The sequence below is a fragment of the Bacillus sp. FSL W7-1034 genome, from assembly GCF_038593365.1.
GTDB classification, from domain to species: domain Bacteria; phylum Bacillota; class Bacilli; order Bacillales; family Bacillaceae; genus Bacillus; species Bacillus altitudinis.
Genome location: NZ_CP151989.1, coordinates 1,335,935 through 1,353,301, shown reverse-complemented (window position 1 = coordinate 1,353,301; position 17,367 = coordinate 1,335,935). Strand labels below are relative to the sequence as shown.

General features: G+C 39.1%; 20 protein-coding genes. 7 read left to right on the top strand and 13 right to left on the bottom strand.

What is annotated here, in order from left to right:
• Positions 1–36 precede the first annotated feature (36 nt).
• The 5 genes from NST73_RS06860 to NST73_RS06840 form a co-directional block, all read right to left on the bottom strand.
• The gene (locus NST73_RS06860) at positions 37–273 is read right to left on the bottom strand and encodes a hypothetical protein (protein WP_326378897.1); all 237 of its coding nucleotides are present in this window, start codon (positions 271–273) and stop codon (positions 37–39) included.
• A gap of 57 nt (positions 274–330) precedes the next feature.
• Positions 331–582: a hypothetical protein gene (locus tag NST73_RS06855; RefSeq protein WP_243173008.1), complete on the bottom strand. Its 252-nt coding sequence runs from the start codon at positions 580–582 to the stop codon at positions 331–333.
• On the bottom strand, positions 579–746 hold the full coding sequence (locus NST73_RS06850; RefSeq protein WP_326378895.1) for a hypothetical protein: 168 nt from the start codon (positions 744–746) through the stop codon (positions 579–581). The genes NST73_RS06855 and NST73_RS06850 overlap by 4 nt, the downstream gene beginning before the upstream one ends.
• Before the next feature lie 138 nt (positions 747–884).
• Positions 885–1,157 (bottom strand): hypothetical protein, encoded by a 273-nt coding sequence (locus NST73_RS06845; protein WP_243173006.1) that lies wholly within the window; start codon positions 1,155–1,157, stop codon positions 885–887.
• Positions 1,144–1,344, bottom strand: coding sequence for a helix-turn-helix domain-containing protein (locus NST73_RS06840; protein WP_243173037.1), 201 nt, complete (start codon positions 1,342–1,344; stop codon positions 1,144–1,146). Before NST73_RS06840 ends, NST73_RS06845 begins: the two co-directional genes overlap by 14 nt.
• A 271-nt stretch (positions 1,345–1,615) precedes the next feature.
• On the opposite strand from NST73_RS06840, the gene NST73_RS06835 reads away from it, so the two are divergent.
• From NST73_RS06835 to NST73_RS06820, 4 genes are all read left to right on the top strand, one after another.
• Entirely contained in the window at positions 1,616–1,921 is a 306-nt protein-coding gene (locus NST73_RS06835) for a helix-turn-helix transcriptional regulator (RefSeq protein ID WP_106032416.1), read from the top strand.
• A 12-nt stretch (positions 1,922–1,933) separates the two neighbouring features.
• Positions 1,934–2,407, top strand: a complete 474-nt coding sequence (locus NST73_RS06830; protein ID WP_342499479.1) for an ImmA/IrrE family metallo-endopeptidase — start codon at positions 1,934–1,936, stop codon at positions 2,405–2,407.
• A 44-nt stretch (positions 2,408–2,451) separates the two neighbouring features.
• Entirely contained in the window at positions 2,452–3,609 is a 1,158-nt protein-coding gene (locus NST73_RS06825; RefSeq protein WP_243173004.1) for a tyrosine-type recombinase/integrase, read from the top strand.
• A 165-nt stretch (positions 3,610–3,774) separates the two neighbouring features.
• Positions 3,775–4,236: a YkyB family protein gene (locus tag NST73_RS06820; RefSeq protein ID WP_007498684.1), complete on the top strand. Its 462-nt coding sequence runs from the start codon at positions 3,775–3,777 to the stop codon at positions 4,234–4,236.
• Positions 4,237–4,474: 238 nt separating this feature from the next.
• Here the strand turns inward: NST73_RS06820 and NST73_RS06815 are convergent, their stop codons facing one another.
• The 3 genes from NST73_RS06815 to NST73_RS06805 all read right to left on the bottom strand — a co-directional run bounded on the left by NST73_RS06815 (position 4,475) and on the right by NST73_RS06805 (position 7,431).
• A complete protein-coding gene (locus tag NST73_RS06815) occupies positions 4,475–5,383 on the bottom strand; it encodes a chemotaxis protein (RefSeq protein ID WP_024719666.1) in 909 nt (302 codons plus the stop codon).
• Positions 5,384–5,456: 73 nt separating this feature from the next.
• Positions 5,457–6,767: an MFS transporter gene (locus tag NST73_RS06810; RefSeq protein ID WP_144678869.1), complete on the bottom strand. Its 1,311-nt coding sequence runs from the start codon at positions 6,765–6,767 to the stop codon at positions 5,457–5,459.
• Positions 6,768–6,891: 124 nt separating this feature from the next.
• Complete coding sequence (locus tag NST73_RS06805; protein ID WP_045035146.1) at positions 6,892–7,431, bottom strand: RDD family protein; 540 nt, start codon at positions 7,429–7,431, stop codon at positions 6,892–6,894.
• 300 nt (positions 7,432–7,731) lie between these two features.
• Between NST73_RS06805 and NST73_RS06800 the strand changes: the two genes are divergently transcribed.
• Entirely contained in the window at positions 7,732–7,884 is a 153-nt protein-coding gene (locus tag NST73_RS06800) for a hypothetical protein (RefSeq protein WP_017367142.1), read from the top strand.
• 64 nt (positions 7,885–7,948) lie between these two features.
• On the opposite strand, the gene NST73_RS06795 is transcribed toward NST73_RS06800, so the two are convergent.
• Entirely contained in the window at positions 7,949–8,833 is an 885-nt protein-coding gene (locus NST73_RS06795; protein WP_039169114.1) for a cation diffusion facilitator family transporter, read from the bottom strand.
• A 294-nt stretch (positions 8,834–9,127) separates the two neighbouring features.
• Between NST73_RS06795 and NST73_RS06790 the strand changes: the two genes are divergently transcribed.
• On the top strand, positions 9,128–10,300 hold the full coding sequence (locus NST73_RS06790; RefSeq protein ID WP_007498694.1) for an aminotransferase A: 1,173 nt from the start codon (positions 9,128–9,130) through the stop codon (positions 10,298–10,300).
• Positions 10,301–10,325: 25 nt separating this feature from the next.
• Here the strand turns inward: NST73_RS06790 and NST73_RS06785 are convergent, their stop codons facing one another.
• Together NST73_RS06785 and NST73_RS06780 are read right to left on the bottom strand one after the other, a co-directional pair.
• On the bottom strand, positions 10,326–12,152 hold the full coding sequence (locus tag NST73_RS06785; RefSeq protein ID WP_144678870.1) for a PAS domain-containing sensor histidine kinase: 1,827 nt from the start codon (positions 12,150–12,152) through the stop codon (positions 10,326–10,328).
• 156 nt (positions 12,153–12,308) lie between these two features.
• A complete protein-coding gene (locus NST73_RS06780; protein ID WP_047946013.1) occupies positions 12,309–14,432 on the bottom strand; it encodes a penicillin-binding protein 2 in 2,124 nt (707 codons plus the stop codon).
• A 336-nt stretch (positions 14,433–14,768) separates the two neighbouring features.
• Between NST73_RS06780 and NST73_RS06775 the strand changes: the two genes are divergently transcribed.
• Positions 14,769–15,566 carry a CAP domain-containing protein gene (locus NST73_RS06775; protein WP_007498701.1) on the top strand — a complete coding sequence of 266 codons (798 nt, stop codon included), beginning with the start codon at positions 14,769–14,771 and terminating at the stop codon, positions 15,564–15,566.
• Between the two features lie 114 nt (positions 15,567–15,680).
• Here NST73_RS06775 and NST73_RS06770 read toward each other — a convergent pair whose 3' ends face one another.
• Positions 15,681–16,553 (bottom strand): NAD(P)-dependent oxidoreductase, encoded by an 873-nt coding sequence (locus NST73_RS06770; protein ID WP_041507385.1) that lies wholly within the window; start codon positions 16,551–16,553, stop codon positions 15,681–15,683.
• Positions 16,554–16,566: 13 nt separating this feature from the next.
• On the bottom strand, positions 16,567–17,352 hold the full coding sequence (locus tag NST73_RS06765) for an SDR family oxidoreductase (RefSeq protein WP_017367137.1): 786 nt from the start codon (positions 17,350–17,352) through the stop codon (positions 16,567–16,569).
• Between the last annotated feature and the right edge of the window lie 15 nt (positions 17,353–17,367).

The window sequence follows — 17,367 nt, the reverse complement described above, 5'->3', positions numbered from 1 at the left end:
GTAAGAAGCTTGACTGATCCCGAGCGGATCAGTTTTTTATTTTCCCACTCTATCGCCGCTCCACAATGCATCAGTACGCCCTATGTAATGTTCGCAAGCTCTGCAATACGCTTTTGAACCTCCATAATGTAATAACGAATCATACATTGCGTGCTGATCTTCTTCCAAATCTCCATTGGAATTGTAATAGACGGTAGCTGAACCCGTGACCCTTTCTTTTGTAAAAAAGCCCGTTTCACTCTTGCAGCTTGGACAAACGATTTTATTAGTCATGCTTGTACCTCCTATAAATCTATTTAATGTGATGAAAATCATGAGCGGCATGACTCCTTATTCCCCGAAAAAACCGGCAATAATGATGATGCTAATGAATGTTAAAATCATGAAAACAGCTTGTCCCGTTGACTCCTTTTTTGCTAGAATCAGATTCCCTTGAATGCTCAAGTCATCATTTTTTTTGACTAACATAGGAATGACAAAACCGGGTACTTTTAGATGAGTCGCTGCATCCTCAATTTGCATGGTTTGATTTTTACAGGCTTTGACGGTATGCAATAACTCGATATGTTTTGGTAGACTCATAGTTTTTCAGCCCCCCAATTACCCGTACGAAAGGTTGGTGACGGTTTTAATTCCTCCCGATAGATAATAGGATGCTTCTCTATATACGCTTCGAGTTCTTCTTTAGTCATTTTCCATACCTTCACCGGACCAGGCGCATATGGATTTTTTGTATTTTTGTCCATTTTCATTTCCTCCTATCGAATAATGTTATTGATCAATTTATTCAAAGTTCACCCCTCTATAAGAAAGAGTGACCTTTCACTAATACGAGTTGCAGCGGATTTAAAAATTCCTTAAATTGCGTCTGTCCACGCTTTTATTTACCATTCATCCATAATTTGTTTCATGACTTCTTTTGATTCTTCATAGAACCAAAACCGCTTCCCTCTTTCCTTGCGTCTCTCAAGAAGTTTCATTCTTGGATCATGTAAAAATTCATTCTCTAAAAAGCTTTTACTCATGCAAGTTCTTTTTGCCATTTGTTCTATGTCCCAAGTGAACAAAACTTCTTCAAGTGCTGCTTCTAGTTGCTGATAAATATAATTGCGAATTTCATCTTGATTAACATCCACATCAAAATTAACTATCGCCAAGCCAAGACGCTCCTTTCTTCTCTACAATTTGAACGATTTTTTCTCTCACTTTCTTACCTTGACGCTTTCCTAATAAAATGTCAGATAGGTATGCGTTTGAGATATTTAATTGTTTGGCTAATTCTTTTTGCTGCATGTCGTTCATGATTAGCCACGTTTTAATTTTCTTTCCGAAGTCGGCTTGCATCATTAAAACCTTCTTTCAATGTTTTTTTGTGCTAATTATTCAGCTTTTCGTTGACCAGGATTAGGATATATGCTAATATCTAGGCATAGCGAAATAAGCATACAAATTTAGCCTTTTGCGTTGGGGAACGTGGTTTTAGGCTATAGTTTGTCGTGTCTCGATAGCTGAATAAATAGCTTATGAACACAGTTTAATAGACTATATGCTATTTGTCAAACACAAATTAGCATAAAGTTTATTCCAGTCATAAGCTAACCTAAGGATGGTTGATATGACAATAGTTGAGAAAATAAAAAAGTTAGCTAATGAACGTAAAATAACTTTAGCAGAATTAGAAAGAAGAACTAACTTATCAAACGGAACAATTAGAAGATGGGATGATAAAACACCCGGCGTTGATAAGGTGAAAAAAGTCGCTGATTATTTTGATGTCTCAATTGACTATCTTTTAGGAAGGGTTGAGTCTCCTATTGAAACCGTCGCAGCGCACCATGATGGCGAAGAATGGACAACCGAAGAATTAGAAGAAATAGAAAAATTTCTCCAATTTATTAAATCTAAGAGAGAACAAAATTGAGGTGCAGCATCATTGGACTACCATTCTTTATTACAAAGTGCGACAGCAAGCGGAATCGACGTTTACGAAAAAGTATTATCACTCAAAACTAAAGGCTTATACGGTGATAATGTGATATGGATCAATCAAACATTATCTAGTGTTGAGAAAACATGTACCCTTGCTGAAGAACTTGGTCATCACTTTACTACTTACGGAAACATACTCGATCAAACTAAACTTAAAAACAGGAAGCAGGAATTGCGTGCACGTGAATGGGGATATAAGTTGTTGTTCCCCCTGGAAAGATTAATTGATGCACAAAAAGAAGGGATAAGAAATCGTTTTGAATTAGCTGAATACTTGAATGTAACTGAACAATTCCTTGAAGATGCTCTAAAAAGATATAAGGAGAAATATGGCTTATATAAACAAGTGGGAAAGCATACTATTTGTTTCGAGCCTTTAGGAGTCATTGAAAATTTTGAGGAGGTGATGCCTAAATAAACGCCCCTTTTAATGCGTCTGTCCACGTGGAAAGGGCTGATACAATGAAGATGGAAAAAAGCAATAAAGATGATCATTTGTTTTATTATTTTAATGCTAAAAATGAAAAACGGTGGTGTTATCGATACCGTTATTATGATGAATTTGGTAAGCGTCGTGAAGCTTCAAAACAAGGTTTCAAAAGTGAAAGCGAAGCCTATAGAATGCTTTTAAAGGTGAAATCTTCTATATTAGATGGAGAGATTAAAGAAATAGAAAGTACAAATTTAACTATTTCTAAGTGGTTTGATATTTGGATGGAGACAAACCGAGATCAATGGAAAACTCCTACTATCAAAGCGAGGGTTTTCACGATAGAGAACCACATAAAACCTTTGTTGGGAAATATAAAGATCAATAACCTAGACGCAGCAACATATAAGAAGAAGTTTATAAATAAGTTATTAGACAAATTAACTCCCAGTACGGTTCATGCGTACCATACAATCTTCAAAATCGGAATTAATGCTGCTGTCGAAAACGAAATAATAAAGAAAAACCGCTTTAAAAAGGTGAAAATAAGAAAAGACAATCCAAGCACTCTGATTGTCGATAATTTTTATACTGCTGAACAATTAAGCATTTTTCTGGAAGGCGCTCAAGCGCTTAAAAGTATTTCACATTATACTGCACTTCTCATACTTGCAAGTACAGGTATGCGTAAGGGTGAAGCGTTAGGTCTAACATGGAAAGACATTGATTTTAACAAATTCAGAATCACAATAAACAAAACCCGTGATTATGATGGTTTACGCCCCCCAAAAACTAATAATAGTTACCGCACTATAAAAGTCGGGGGGAAAGTAATAAACCAATTAAAATTATATCAAAAATGGTGTAAAGAATTAAAGCTTTCCTTTGGTCAACCTCTAAAAGAAGAAGATTTCATATTAATCAGTCGAACAAGTGGAAAACCTATATCACCTAACTCACTTAATTATGCTGTAAATACTGTCGCTGATAATCAAAAACTAAAAAAAATAACTGTTCATGGTTTAAGGCATACTCATGCGACTATACTTATAAGCAAAAGAATTCCAGTCAAAGTAATAGCTGATCGTCTTGGGAACAGCCCTCAAATGATTAATGATATCTATAGCCATACTTTTGAAGAATTAGAAATAGAGTCAGTTGAAGTTTTTGAAGAGGCTATGAATTTATAATTTGGGGGATATTTTGGGGGGGATTCTAAAACAATCAATTTTTAATCCCCTCTAATCCCTTTATACCAAAGGTTTTCTTTTTACAATAAGTATATTTGCAATTTACTAATAAAAACGTATAATTTATACTAAGCACAGGAAGACGAAAGACAAAGGAGAGAAAAAATGGACGATTATGCTCATACTAAAGACATAGAACCTACAGCAGAAAACATCGCAAAAGCCATTTATACTGTTAACCGCCATGCTAAAACCGCACCAAATCCCAAGTTTCTTTATCTTTTGAAAAAACGTGCGCTGCAAAAACTATTGCAAGAAGGTAAAGGAAGAAAAGTGGGCCTACATTTCTCTAACAATCCCAGATATAGTCAACAACAGTCCGACGTGCTGATTGAAATCGGAGATTATTATTTTCATCTGCCACCAACTAAAGAAGACTTCGAATTTTTGCCACACTTAGGAAATTTAAATCAATCATATCGCAATCCGAAAGCGAATATGTCATTAAATCGAGCAAAACAAATACTTCAAACGTATGTCGGTTTAAAAGAAAAACCTGCCGCCACAAAACAAAAATCACATTATACAAAACCCGTCTTCAAACGGCTCGGGGAAAGTTATTTTTAAACAGAAAAAACCACTCAAAGCGAGTGGTTTTTCATATTATGGACAAAGGGCTAAAATGTTGTTTATTTTAGCTCTTTGTCTTCTTTTCAGAGTGATAGAAAACCTTTGCAGTCTAGGAAGGACAGCTACTTGTGCGGAGCGAATTTGGCATTCGTGAGCACCAGAGCGCAGGACTGACAAAGAATGCGAGGGTTTGTCTACACGCTGAAAAACCACTCAAAGCGAGTGGTTTTTTTCTTTAGATAATAAAATGATCTACTTTTTCAATCAGCTGATGAATTTCTGGTTTACTAATTTGATCATCTGCACCGATGGTTTCCCCTTTATGACGCAGATCGTCCGTAATTAATGAAGAGAAAATGAGAATTGGAATGGACTGTGTTAAAGGATTGTCCTTCAGCAGCTTTGTTAATCGATGTCCATCCATTTTTGGCATTTCTATATCTGTAATAATCATATCAATTTCTTCTGTCACACTAATGCCTTTACTGACGAGATCCATGACATGGTCATATGCTTGTTTCCCATCTTCAAAGGTTACAATGTTTTTATAGCCTGCCTCGGTTAATTCATTTGTTAATAAGCGCATGAGAAGCGGAGAATCTTCAACAACATACAGCTTCTTCCCTGTTCTTCTCTCGTCTTTCTCACCGTCAAACATATGATATGTGTCTACGCCAGATGCGGATTCAATATCATAAATGATTTTTTCGTAATCTGGAAGGAAAATCATTTTCTCGTCAAGCTTGATGATCCCTGTTAAATGACGGTCCATTCCTTGATTGAGTGCAGTTGGTTTTTCAATCTCTTCCCAGCTGACGCGGTGAATTTGTGATACCGTTCCTGTATGGAACACAAATTTCCGTTGGTTGAATTCAGTCACAATGTATTTCTCTTGTTCTGACTGATCTGACTCGACATTAAAAAAGGAAAATAGATTGATGACTGGTAAAATCTCGCCTCGTAAACTAATCATCCCTTCTACATCTTGGTGAGAGTGCGGTATAACTGTCACCTCAACTGGCTGAATAATTTCTCTTACTTTCATGACGTTAATGCCGAATTGATTTGAACCAATTTCAAACTTCACAATTTCCAATTCATTAGTACCAGAGTCAAGTAAAATTTCTTGTTTGTTTAAAGCCACGGAAATCCCTCTATTCTTCAATATAAGATTGTACTTTTTATATCGGCAGCATGGGTAAAAAGTTGACGTTTCTTTACGCTTTCTCTCGCACGAATTGATGAATCACAAGTCCTATGGCTGCAAGGATGAGCAAAGACCCTAATGCAAGACGGCTTGCGAGATTCCCATGTGCTGCAAATAGCAGTGTGACGGAGCCATAAATGATGGGACCAACAATTGAAGACACCTTTCCCGAAAACGCAAAGAGACCAAAAAATTGCCCTCGTTTTTCTTTAGGCGTCAGCTCAATAATGAGGATTCGTGATGATCCCCAGCTTGCGCCAAGTGAAATTCCGAATAGACTGCCTGCTACCCAGAAGACCCATTCAGTTGTCGCTGTCACAGCTAGAATGAGCGCCACAATTAAAATGACATACACGACTGTAATCGAGCGCTTTGCCCCGATGGCCTTTGTGACATATCCGAATAGAAACGAGCCAATGATACTTGAAATCGTGGACACAAGATAAAGCAAAATAAATTGACCTGCCGTAAAGCCAATGATAATTTTCGCATAAACCGCCATCATCGCAATCGCTGTCTGCAACGCATCATTCATAAAAAAGAAAGCGATCATAAAAATAAAGGCCGGTTTGTACTGCTTCATCTCTTTAAACGTACGAATAATCTCTTTATACCCGCTGAAAAAAGACGCCTTTTTCTCTTGCTGCGGGAGAGGTTGAGGATCTTTTATAATAAAGAGAAAGGGAAGAAAAAAGAGAAAGAATAAAAGGGCTGTCGGAATAAATGCTTCATGAAACTGGTCATTTCCTACAAGTAAATAAACAGAAAGGCCGACAAGTGTACCTAAATAGCCGACAGCAATACCGAATCCAGAAATGAGGGGGATTTCATCCTTTGTCCCAAGATCGGGCAAAATGGTGTCATAAAAAACAAGACTAGAGTGATAGAAAAATTTGGCGATGACGAACAAGGTAACCACCACCAATAAGGAAACAGGAAGACCAAACCATTCGCTTGAGAAATCAATCCCAGCAAAGATCCCCATCATAAAGGTACAGGCAATACAAATCAGGGTAAACACCGTGATATACCGCTTCTTTTTCCCTGTACGATCAATCAGCACACCGTATAAAGGCGTAAAAATGACGAGGAAAAAGCTTGCAAATGCGTTCGCATAAGAAATAAATGTACTGGCTATTTGATCCATCCTCGCACTGTCGCCTATCGTCTCCTGCAAGTAAAATGGGAAGAAAATGGTGATCATATTCGATGAAAATATCGTATTTGCAAAATCATACAATGCCCAGGCCAAAACAGGTGCGGTGAAAAAGAGCCCGAAGCTTGCCCCTTTTTTCTGAACGATCATTTTCCCTCTTTTCAATAGATTGACTCCCTTCTCTGCTTTATTTTCACTATCATTCTACTTTATGTGACGTTTCCCTCTTCCATACAAGCAATCTATACAAAAAGCACCCCTTACTATTTAGCAGAGGTGCTTCTTTTCATTATTTCTTTACGACAATGGTACTTGCAATCAAATCGTGAAGTGCTTGTTTTTTTTCTGTGAAAAACGCAATGATGTAGCCAATACATAAGATTGGAGACAAAAAGCCTTTTGCAAAAAAGCGACCTGTCGCGCGCCCGAATGTTATTTTTCCACCCGTTACTTTTGTCACTTTGATTCCAAGAGCCATTTTGCCAAGAGTTCCTTGCAGCTTTGATGATTCCATGATCGCATAATACAGCCAAGTCACCGCGATACCGACTAAAATCGTTACGCCATAGAAAAAGATAAAGCCCATTATGACTGCCCATTCTTCATCCGTGATCACCGTTGAAGAATAGTAATAGCTATCATCATACATTAAAAATGCCGCCTCAGGGCTTGAGACAAAAAAGAGTGTTGCGAGAATAAATACAATGAATGAGAATGGTACACTAATAATGACACCGTCTAAAAGATGAGCAAGAAAACGATAACCTACTCCAGCTAGTTCAGGATGTTTTTCTTCTTGAATAGGTGCTTCTGACATGTTTGTTTCCATCCTATTTCTCCTTTATTATGTATGTTTTCTATAAATTTCTTATAATCATTCGTTATTATATCTTATGAATATCGCAAGATCAATGGAGCTTTTCATTTTTACATGAATTTTAGATCATTTTGTAATGATGATTTATGTGAATAAATACTGAAAATTCACGAAAATTATGGCACATCTAGTTCTTTCAACGCCTGATTTTTTAACATTTTGTGATATTTTTGTCTCATTTCGATTCTTCTGTTGACAATCACATTTCACATGATACAATAGTCAAGGATTTTTTAAAGAAAGGTGTTCATGATGGGAACTGTCGTACTATTAAAGAACAACGAAATGACTGTGATTGAAGATATTTGCGAAGCTGATTTTTTAGATATGAAACATGGTTTATCTAATGAAGATGCTGCTTATATCTCTTGGTATGAAGATTACGATACTGCTTATGGATATTGATTTCATTTCATAGATGAAGCGTAAAAAAAGGCGATACAACCTTCAAAGAGGTGGTATCGCCTTTTTACGTTTGTGTGCTTCTTTCACTTTCAGGTTCTACATGAATAAAGATTTGTGCATGCGGAAACGCCTGCTGAATGTTCTCTTCAATTCGATCACATAATTGGTGAACATCTTCAATGGTTGTTTTTCCATGAACAATCAAATGAAAATCAATATATTCTTCAGCACCGGATCGTCTTGTTCGAAAGTCATGATATTCAATGAATTCTTGACTGAATGTTTGAATGATGCCCTCTATCGCTTGTTCTTCTTCCGGAGTTAACCGGGCGTCGACAAGCGGCGGGAAGGCTTCCTTCATGAGTTTAAACGCTTCACGCATAATATAGAGCGCTAGCACCATTCCAATAATCGGATCGAGGAAATACCAGTCCGTTAATGCAACAAGCAATAAACTAATGGCGACCCCTAGTGACGTAAACACATCTGTTAAAAGATGCAGTGCATTCGATTTCATGGCAACAGAATGTACTCGCTCTGCCTCTTTGTTCACAACTCTCGACACAACAAAATTGATAAGTGCCCCGATCAGCATGACCACAATACCAAGTACCGGCAGTTTAACAGGCTCTGGATGCATTAATTTATGAACACATTCATAAATGATCCAAATCCCAGCAACAAAAATCAACAAAGTTTCAATCGTTCCAGAAATATTCTCAACTTTCCCATGTCCATAAGGATGTTTTGAATCTGCCGGCTTTCTTGAAATACGAACAGAGATAAATGCAATAAAAGAGGCCATTAAATCGAGAAAAGAGTGAATGGCTTCTGATAAAACCGCAACAGATCCAGTTAACACCCCTACAATGATTTTAAGGACCACAACAAACGTATTACTCATGACGGATAAAAAGGCTATTTTCGATGTCTTTGCTGATTGATCCATCTATTATCGTCCTCCTTCAGGAGATCGTATGCCTGTGAAAGCAATTCCCATGACTTGATTCTCTCGTTCTTTCAGTTTATACCGTTTTGCCTTATTCTAATCATCTTAAGCAGAGCTGTATTTTCCGAGCAGGTTACGCTATAATAAATGTTGCTCTTTCTTCATATATCACTCATGCTGTGATGGATAGGAGAATAGACTACATATAACGATATCCGAAGCCTTTCCGCAGGTGACATTTATGCAGTGAATGGTAAAATAGGATAAAAACATAAATTTTTAAGGTGATGAGAAATGGAGCATTTGCTGAATCCAAGAGTAAAGGATATTGAAATTTCAGGCATTCGAACATTTTCAAATCTCGTATCTTCATATGAGGATGTCGTTTCATTGACCATAGGTCAGCCCGATTTTTATACGCCGCATCATGTCAAAACAGCTGCCAAAACAGCCATTGACGAGAATTTCACCTCGTATACTCATAATGCTGGATTTTTAGAGCTAAGACAAGCGATCCAGCAGTACATCAAAAAGAAAGTCCATCTTGATTATGATGCAGAGACAGAAATCATTGTGACAACAGGTGCTAGTCAAGCAATTGATGCTGCGTTTCGAACCATTTTGACTGAAGGCGATGAGGTCATCCTGCCCGGCCCTGTGTACCCTGGCTATGAACCGATCATTCGGATGTGCGGTGCGGTGCCTGTGCATATCGACACAACAAATGCCGGTTTTAAATTAAACGCCAAGCTGATTGAAGATGCATTAACGGAAAAGACAAAGTGTGTTGTCCTTCCATACCCTTCAAATCCAACTGGGGTCACGCTATTAGAAGAAGAATTGAAAGAAATTGCACAGCTTCTTGAAGGAAAGGATATTTTTATTCTATCTGATGAAATTTATAGTGAGCTGACATTTGATCGTCCGCATCATTCCATTGCTTCTTTCTTAAAGGAACAGACGATTGTCATCAATGGACTGTCAAAATCTCATAGCATGACCGGATGGAGAATCGGCTTTTTATTTGCTTCCGCTCCTATTGCTAAACATGTATTAAAAGTACATCAATATAACGTGTCTTGTGCCTCGGCTATCTCACAAAAGGCGGCACTTGAAGCAGTGACAAATGGTGTGGATGATGCACTGATCATGAGAGAGCAATATAAGAAAAGACTCGACTATGTATATGATCGGCTCATTTCTATGGGGCTTCCGGTCATTAAGCCTTCCGGCGCTTTTTATATTTTCCCTTCCATTGAATCGTTTGGGATGAGTTCATTTGATTTTTGCATGGAGTTGTTAGAAAGTACAAGACTTGCGGTCGTACCTGGTTCTGCTTTCTCTTCACTCGGAGAAGGATATGTGCGTCTTTCCTATGCATATTCACTTGAAACGTTAAAAGAAGGACTTGACCGTCTCGAACAATTTGTTCTTGAAAAGCGTTCCATACAATCAATAGACGGATGAAACAACGGCTCTCTTGCCGTTGTTTTTATTTTGCGGGAAACATGATGTGAAACACAGTCCCTTTCTCTGGGTGGCTATCTACCCGGATGGTTCCGTTGTGATTTTCTAAAATATTAAATGTCACCATGAGCCCAAGTCCTGTTCCCTTTTCTTTTGTTGTTAAAAAAGGTTCGCCGATCCGCTTCATGACCGATTCAGGAATACCAATTCCTTCATCTCTAATCGTGACAAGTATTCCTTCTTTTTCGGCTTTGGCGGTAATGTCTACCTTCCCTCCGTCCGGCATGGATTCGACGGCATTTTTGATTAAATTGATAAACACCTGCTTCAGCTGGTTTTGATCCCCATTCATCAGAAGATCCTCCTCGATATCACTTGTGTTCATCAAAATTCCATTTAAGTTGGCCTGTGTCTCTAACAGAGCGGTGACTTCGCTAATGATTTTTTTCAAATCAAGCGTCTGCATGGATGCCGTTTGCTGCGGCTTCGCAAGCATTAGTAGCTCACTTAAGATGATTTCAATCCGGCTCAGCTCAGAGAAGACAATTTCAAAATATTGATCACGGTCTTTTGTTTTTGGTTTAATGAGCTGTAAAAAGCCCTTAATCGCCGTCAGTGGATTCCTTATTTCATGTGCAATGCCTGCTGCCAATTGACCTGCGATTGATAATTTTTCAGAGCGCAACATGAGTTCTTCTGTTTGTTTTCGTTCAGATATATCTCTTAAAATAATTTGAACGGCTGTTTCACCAAAAAATGTGGTAGGGATACACACCATTTCTGTATAAATCAACCGGTGTTTAAACGTATGGCAGCTCATCGTCACAATCTCAGAATCTGATGCTCTTTCGATAATACGTGATATGCTCTTTTTGACTTTTTGCTGATCACATGAATGGATTTGATGAAAGATATCTTTTCCGATTAATTTATCGTAATGTTCGGCTTCAAATAATTTAATACCTGATTCATTCATAAATACCCATTTATGATCGTGGATGACGGCAATGGTATCAATAGAATTTTGGATAAGCAGCTGATACCGCTCTCTGCTTTTCTGAAGAACGGTTTGAAATTTTTTACGGGAAGAGATATCCACTAATAGTAAAAGTTCTGCCCGTTGATTTTGATAAATTGCCGGAGATGACTTCACTTCAATATGAATCATGCTCCCGTCTTTCCTTTTCCATATTTGTTCAATCATTCCGACTGGAAGGCCTTGCTGTAGTCTTTTGATTCGGCTTCTCACAATGTCATGGTACTCCTCGGCAATAAAATCAAACGCAGACTTGCCGATCATTTCATCTTTTGTACATACACCCATTAATTGCAGCATCGCATCGTTGGCATACACAATTTTCCCAAGCGCCGTAATACATAACGGATTTGGCAGCATGGCAATCAGCTTTTCAGCTTCACTGACATCTTGGAAAGCCGGTAGACTGCCTAACGACTGTTCTGACACTTCTGTTGGTTGAAATGCTGCTTTTTGAGGCTCTGTATTCATTACCCTCATTTTCAGGATCATTTCTCTACTTAATTCGTTGTCTAACCCATCACAAGCAACAAAATCAATGCTTGCTTCTACCCATACAGCTGTAAGATCACTTCTAAGCAGTCTAAAGTGGCAAATCTCTAGCATGTGCTGATTATAGAAATAACTTTCGACGAGAAATTGATCTTCGGTATGAACAAAGTCTTTCAAAAAACACCCTAGTAAATCCTTTTGTTCATAGAGCAAAAGCTGCTTACAATTGGAAGAAATGTAGAGAAAGCGGCCATTAGAAGAAAGAACGGCATGTAAATCAATATTCGAGTACAGCTGATTCGAATCTTTCATTTTTTGTTCCATCGTCGTCCGACCCTCCTTTAATTTTTTTAGGGTTGTCCTTAGTTTGATGTATAAAAAGGATTCGCTAGAAAAACCGTATTTTCCTCCCAATCTCTTGTGAAACGTCCATATTTTCAGCAAAAAGGGAGCACTTTCTCTTGCTGTGCTCCCTGCTGTTTATTGCTTTTCATATTTCTTTTGTAATTCAACGTACTTATCAACAATTTTACTTGGAATGGTTTTAATGACAGGATCTTTATCTGATACATACGGTGTGACGACACTAAATGCCACTTTCGGATTGGAAGAAGGATAATATCCTCCAAAGGTTAAATTGTACGTGGCATTCCCCCACCAGCTCCGGTTGGCACCATAGTAGAAGGTTTGGGCTGTACCCGTTTTCCCTGCGACATCATGCTGACCGAACCGGCCAGCTGCAGTCCCGCCTGTTGATGTGACCATTTTTAGTCCCATTTTGACACGGTCGATATCTGCTTTCGAGTTGTTAATGGTGTTCAGCACCTTCGGCTCATATTTCTTCACAACAGGACCTACTTCTTCCTTATTCGTTGGGAAGTGAACACTTTTCACCACTCTTGGCTGAATACGGTTACCTCCATTTGCGATGGTCGACATGTATTGTGCAACTTGAAGTGGTGTATACGTGTCATACTGGCCAATCGCTTCATCAAGTAAGAGTCCGCCGACTGTCTTAGGATGCGTCTGCATTCCGCTTGATTCCTGCGGCAAATCGATGCCTGTTTTTACGCCAAGACCGAATTGCGCATAGTAGTTTCTCATTTTTTGTAAGTGTTCAGGTCTTGCCGGTAATGGCCCATTCTTTTGGTAGGTGATCCCTGCCATTCTCATCGCTACATGAAACATATAGACGTTTGAACTTTTTTGTAGCGCTCGAAGATCATTAACCCAGCCAAGATTGGTATATGATTTCTTCGGTTTTCCATTTCCCGCAAAATACAGCGGTGTATCCGTATAGGATTGGTTGTGTGACATGCCATCTTGATAACCAGAGAGGACAGTAGCTCCTTTGACAACAGAGCCCATTTCATACTGAGTCGTAAATGTTCCGATCGCATAATCTGTGACGTCTCTTCCGTCCATTTTCTTCCCTGACATTGCGAGAACATCACCTGTGTTAGGGTCCATCATCACAACAAAGGCACGGTCCATCATATAGTTTCTTGCACTAGCGGATCTTAGCTCTGATTCAACGATTTTGTCGACTTCCTTTTGCAGCTCCATATCAAATGTGAGTGCAAGGTCAAGTCCTCTTCGTCCTTCTGTCCGCTTGATTTCATCAAGCAGTTTGCCGCCGACCTGTGTATATTGAACAGTTGCTTTTTCTGGATTGAGAAAATCTTCATATTGATATTCTAAATAACTTTTTCCTACTCGGTCATTTCTCGAGTAACCTCTTGCCATATAGTAATCTTCACGCTCTTTTATAATGCCTTGCTCTGGAGTGGTGACACCGCCAAGGACATTATAGAGGGTTTTTTCATACGGATATTTCCTTGTCCAGTCATTGATGACATTTACACCAGGCAGTTCATCAAGATGCTCTGATACAAGTGAGATCTCTTCGTATGTCAAACTTACGGATGATGTCTGTTTTGATTCTTTTGTTTCATCAAGCAACGCAACTTTTTCGTCCCCTTTTTTCTCTTCGTTCGGGTCCATCGCTTTCACGATTTGAGGTTCAAAGGCATATCCGCCTGTAAACCTGCGATAGATCGCTGCAACTGCTTTTTCCTCTGCATCTTTTTCGATCGCCTTGACTTCTTTCTTAGGCACACGCTCTACTTGAAGAGGATAGACATCTTTTGCTTTAAGATTCTTTTGCTCTGCTTTTGAAATGAGCTTATCCGCTTCTTTCGGATGGCTGGCCAGCCAAAAATCTCGAATGTCACGCTCTCTCAAAAAATCTGTATCCATTTTTATATAAGTCGCAAGTTTTCTTGCTACTTTAATCTTATCCTCCGCTTTCACACCGCTTTCTGATGTATAAACGATGGCAGGTACACTTTCGTTATCAACAACGACTCTTCCTCTCGCGTCATACATTTTTCCTCTTGGAGACGGGTATGATGCTGTTTTGACCTCAGTTCGGTTGGCTTGCTTTTTATAATCCTCACCATTGACGATTTGCAGCACACCGAGCTTGATGACAAGTCCAGCAAATAAACTAAATACAGCGAAGAAAAAGAGATTAATTCTCCAGGCGTTCCGGCGCTTCATTTTTTTCTGCTCGGCAGCACCTTGATGCTGTTTCTCTCCCACTTATGTAGCTCCTCTCATCCTTTCAATCTTTTACAATTACCACTCATTATTGTAACACTTTTGTAATAGTTGTTACAGCGAAACAAGTGAAAAAAAGCTGTCAATCCCTATTCTGCAAAAAAATATACTAACACTTTAAAATATTGGTATGTTTATGTCGTTTTCTTTAAATAGAAAGATTCTCCATTCATTGATATAAGGAGACTCTTTCTTTGACTTTAACAAAAATGACAAATGGGCGTTGTCAATGGAGGATGCTGGTACGTTTATAACAAAAAGTCCATGTTATGATTTTCTGTGAGAAAACAAAACAAAGATTTTAGGAGGAGTTACAAAATGAAAAAGAAATCATTCATTTTTTCAGCGCTGACAGCTGCTGCATTGATCACGTTCACTGGAGGGCATTCAGCTGATGCGAAAGAGCTTAACCTGAAACAAGTCATAAACGTACAGCATCAAGCCATTGATCTTCATACATTAGCTGCAAAATTACATATCTCTTCAGATGTAAACAAGCTAAGCACTTCAAATCAAAAAGAGATCGAAGCTCTATTAAACAAGCTGATCAAAAGTGGTCAACCTGTTACTGGAACAAAAGTGGTGAAAGAAGTAAACAAAGCAAAAAATGAGCAAAAACAAGAATCAGTGAAAAAACCAGCTGCTTCTAAACCAAGCACACCAGCAAAAGAAAACACAACGAACAACAGCTCAAAATCTGATCAAAAAGACACAACTGCAACAAAAGCAGACAGCAGCTTAAATGCATTTGAACAAGAAGTGGTTGAGCTGACAAATAAAGAGCGTGCAAAACAAGGCTTAAAAGCTCTTTCTGTTGATTCTAAATTAAGCAAATCTGCTCGCGCTAAATCACAAGATATGAAAGATAAAAACTATTTCTCTCATACAAGCCCAACTTACGGATCTCCATTTGATCAAATGAAGCAATTTGGTATCACGTACAAAACAGCAGGTGAAAACATTGCGCAAGGTCAAAGATCACCTCAAGAAGTAGTCACAGCTTGGATGAACAGTGAAGGTCACAGAGCGAACATTTTAAACAAAAACTATACACATATCGGTGTAGGTTATGTGAAATCTGGTAACTACTGGACGCAGCAATTCATCGGAAAATAAGATCAAAAAAACCTGTCTCTATTTGGGACAGGTTTTTAGTTTGTCTTCTTTTTTCAGCAATGTGAGGGCTTGTTTACACGCTACAAACTGTTCCACCTAGGCGGAGCAGTTTTTTTATTTCACCCATAATTTATAGATGCTTTGTGTTCCGCTGTTTTCTTCGCCCTGTTCGCTGAGCTTTTCATATAATGACTTCGCTAGTGACAGGCCTGGCATCTCTTCTCCCATCAGCTCTGCTTCTTCAAGTGCAATGCCCATATCCTTAATAAAATGCTTCACATAAAATCCTGGCTCGAAATCACCTTTCAGCATTCTTGGCGCAAGGTTTGACAAAGACCAGCTGCCGGCTGCTCCTGTTGTGATACTTTTAAGTACCTGCTCTGGATCAAGTCCTGATTTTTCCGCATAAGCCATTGCCTCTGCCACACCTACCATCCCTGCTGCGATAGCAATTTGGTTACACATTTTTGTATGCTGACCACTTCCTGCAGGTCCTTGATATTGAATATTTTCGCCCATTTGCTGAAATAGCGGCAGGCACTCTTCATAGGCTGCTTTTTCTCCGCCAATCATGATGGCCAGCGTGCCGTTTTTGGCTCCTACGTCTCCGCCAGAGACCGGCGCATCTAATGCAAATAGTCCTTTTTCCTTCGCTTTCGCTTCAATTTCTTTTGCCAGCTGCGGTTTCGATGTGGTCATATCAATGAGGTATGTACCAGGCGCAGCATGTTCCAAGAGTCCATCTTCTCCTAAATAGACTTCTTCTACATCTGATGGATACCCGACCATTGTGATGACGGCATCTGCCTCCTTTGCGATCTCCTTTACGGTCGATTTCCAAAGAGCACCTTTTTGAACCAATGTGTCTGCCTTTGCTTTTGTTCTTGTATAAACGAGAACTTCGTAGCCAGCATCCATTAAATGCCCTGCCATACTACGTCCCATTACACCGATTCCAATAAAACCAACTGTTTTGATTTGTGCCATCAAGAATTCCTCCTTATAGAGACTTTGTCAATCCACCATCAATGATGAGGGTTTGACCTGTCATATATGTATTGGCTTCAGATAAAAGAAAAGCCGCATATGCTGCAAATTCCTCTGGCTGTCCGTAACGGCCCAGCGGAATCATACGTTCAGCTTGTGCTTTGATCTCTTCAACCGATTGTTGCTCCTCTTGTGCACGGTGTTTGTCCAACTGTTTCACGCGCTCTGTTTCAATTTTCCCCGGGGCTAAGGTATTGATCAAAATGCCATCTTTGGCAAGCTCCTGAGCAGCTGTTTTTGTCCAGCCGGTAATGGCCGGTCTAAATGTATTCGACAGCATCAAGCCTGGGATCGGTTCTTTGACCGACATAGATGCAATATTTAACACTCGTGCACCTTGTTTTTTTAAATACGGCAAGGCTTCTTTTAATAACCGAATATAGCTGAGTAAATGAAGCTGAAAGGATTCCATCCAATCTTCATCTGTTAAGGTTTCAAGTGTTCCTGTTTGAGGACCGCCTGTATTGTTCACTAGTATATCAAGACGTTTTTCATCACCTGCTGCTGCGACGACAAGCGCTTTAATTTGCTCGGCATCAGATACATCACATACTTGATACGTCAGCTTCCCTTTTACAAGTGGGGATAATTCTTTGACCGCTTCTTGCAGCGTGTGCTCATGTCTTCCCGAGAGCATCACATCTGCTCCCTCTTTTGCAAGATGAAAGGCAATGGCTTTACCGATACCTTGACTGCTTGCAGCGACCAATGCTTTTTTTCCAGATAGATTAACATGCATGTTGGCACCCTCCTC

Coding starts and splice junctions, on each gene's coding strand:
- NST73_RS06860 (WP_326378897.1), bottom strand. CDS start 273: ATGACTAATAAAATCGTTTGTCCAAGCTGCAAGAGTGAAACGGGCTTT.
- NST73_RS06855 (WP_243173008.1), bottom strand. CDS start 582: ATGAGTCTACCAAAACATATCGAGTTATTGCATACCGTCAAAGCCTGT.
- NST73_RS06850 (WP_326378895.1), bottom strand. CDS start 746: ATGGACAAAAATACAAAAAATCCATATGCGCCTGGTCCGGTGAAGGTA.
- NST73_RS06840 (WP_243173037.1), bottom strand. CDS start 1,344: ATGCAAGCCGACTTCGGAAAGAAAATTAAAACGTGGCTAATCATGAAC.
- NST73_RS06835 (WP_106032416.1), top strand. CDS start 1,616: ATGACAATAGTTGAGAAAATAAAAAAGTTAGCTAATGAACGTAAAATA.
- NST73_RS06825 (WP_243173004.1), top strand. CDS start 2,452: ATGAAGATGGAAAAAAGCAATAAAGATGATCATTTGTTTTATTATTTT.
- NST73_RS06820 (WP_007498684.1), top strand. CDS start 3,775: ATGGACGATTATGCTCATACTAAAGACATAGAACCTACAGCAGAAAAC.
- NST73_RS06805 (WP_045035146.1), bottom strand. CDS start 7,431: ATGGAAACAAACATGTCAGAAGCACCTATTCAAGAAGAAAAACATCCT.
- NST73_RS06800 (WP_017367142.1), top strand. CDS start 7,732: ATGGGAACTGTCGTACTATTAAAGAACAACGAAATGACTGTGATTGAA.
- NST73_RS06795 (WP_039169114.1), bottom strand. CDS start 8,833: ATGGATCAATCAGCAAAGACATCGAAAATAGCCTTTTTATCCGTCATG.
- NST73_RS06790 (WP_007498694.1), top strand. CDS start 9,128: ATGGAGCATTTGCTGAATCCAAGAGTAAAGGATATTGAAATTTCAGGC.
- NST73_RS06785 (WP_144678870.1), bottom strand. CDS start 12,152: ATGGAACAAAAAATGAAAGATTCGAATCAGCTGTACTCGAATATTGAT.
- NST73_RS06775 (WP_007498701.1), top strand. CDS start 14,769: ATGAAAAAGAAATCATTCATTTTTTCAGCGCTGACAGCTGCTGCATTG.
- NST73_RS06770 (WP_041507385.1), bottom strand. CDS start 16,553: ATGGCACAAATCAAAACAGTTGGTTTTATTGGAATCGGTGTAATGGGA.
- NST73_RS06765 (WP_017367137.1), bottom strand. CDS start 17,352: ATGCATGTTAATCTATCTGGAAAAAAAGCATTGGTCGCTGCAAGCAGT.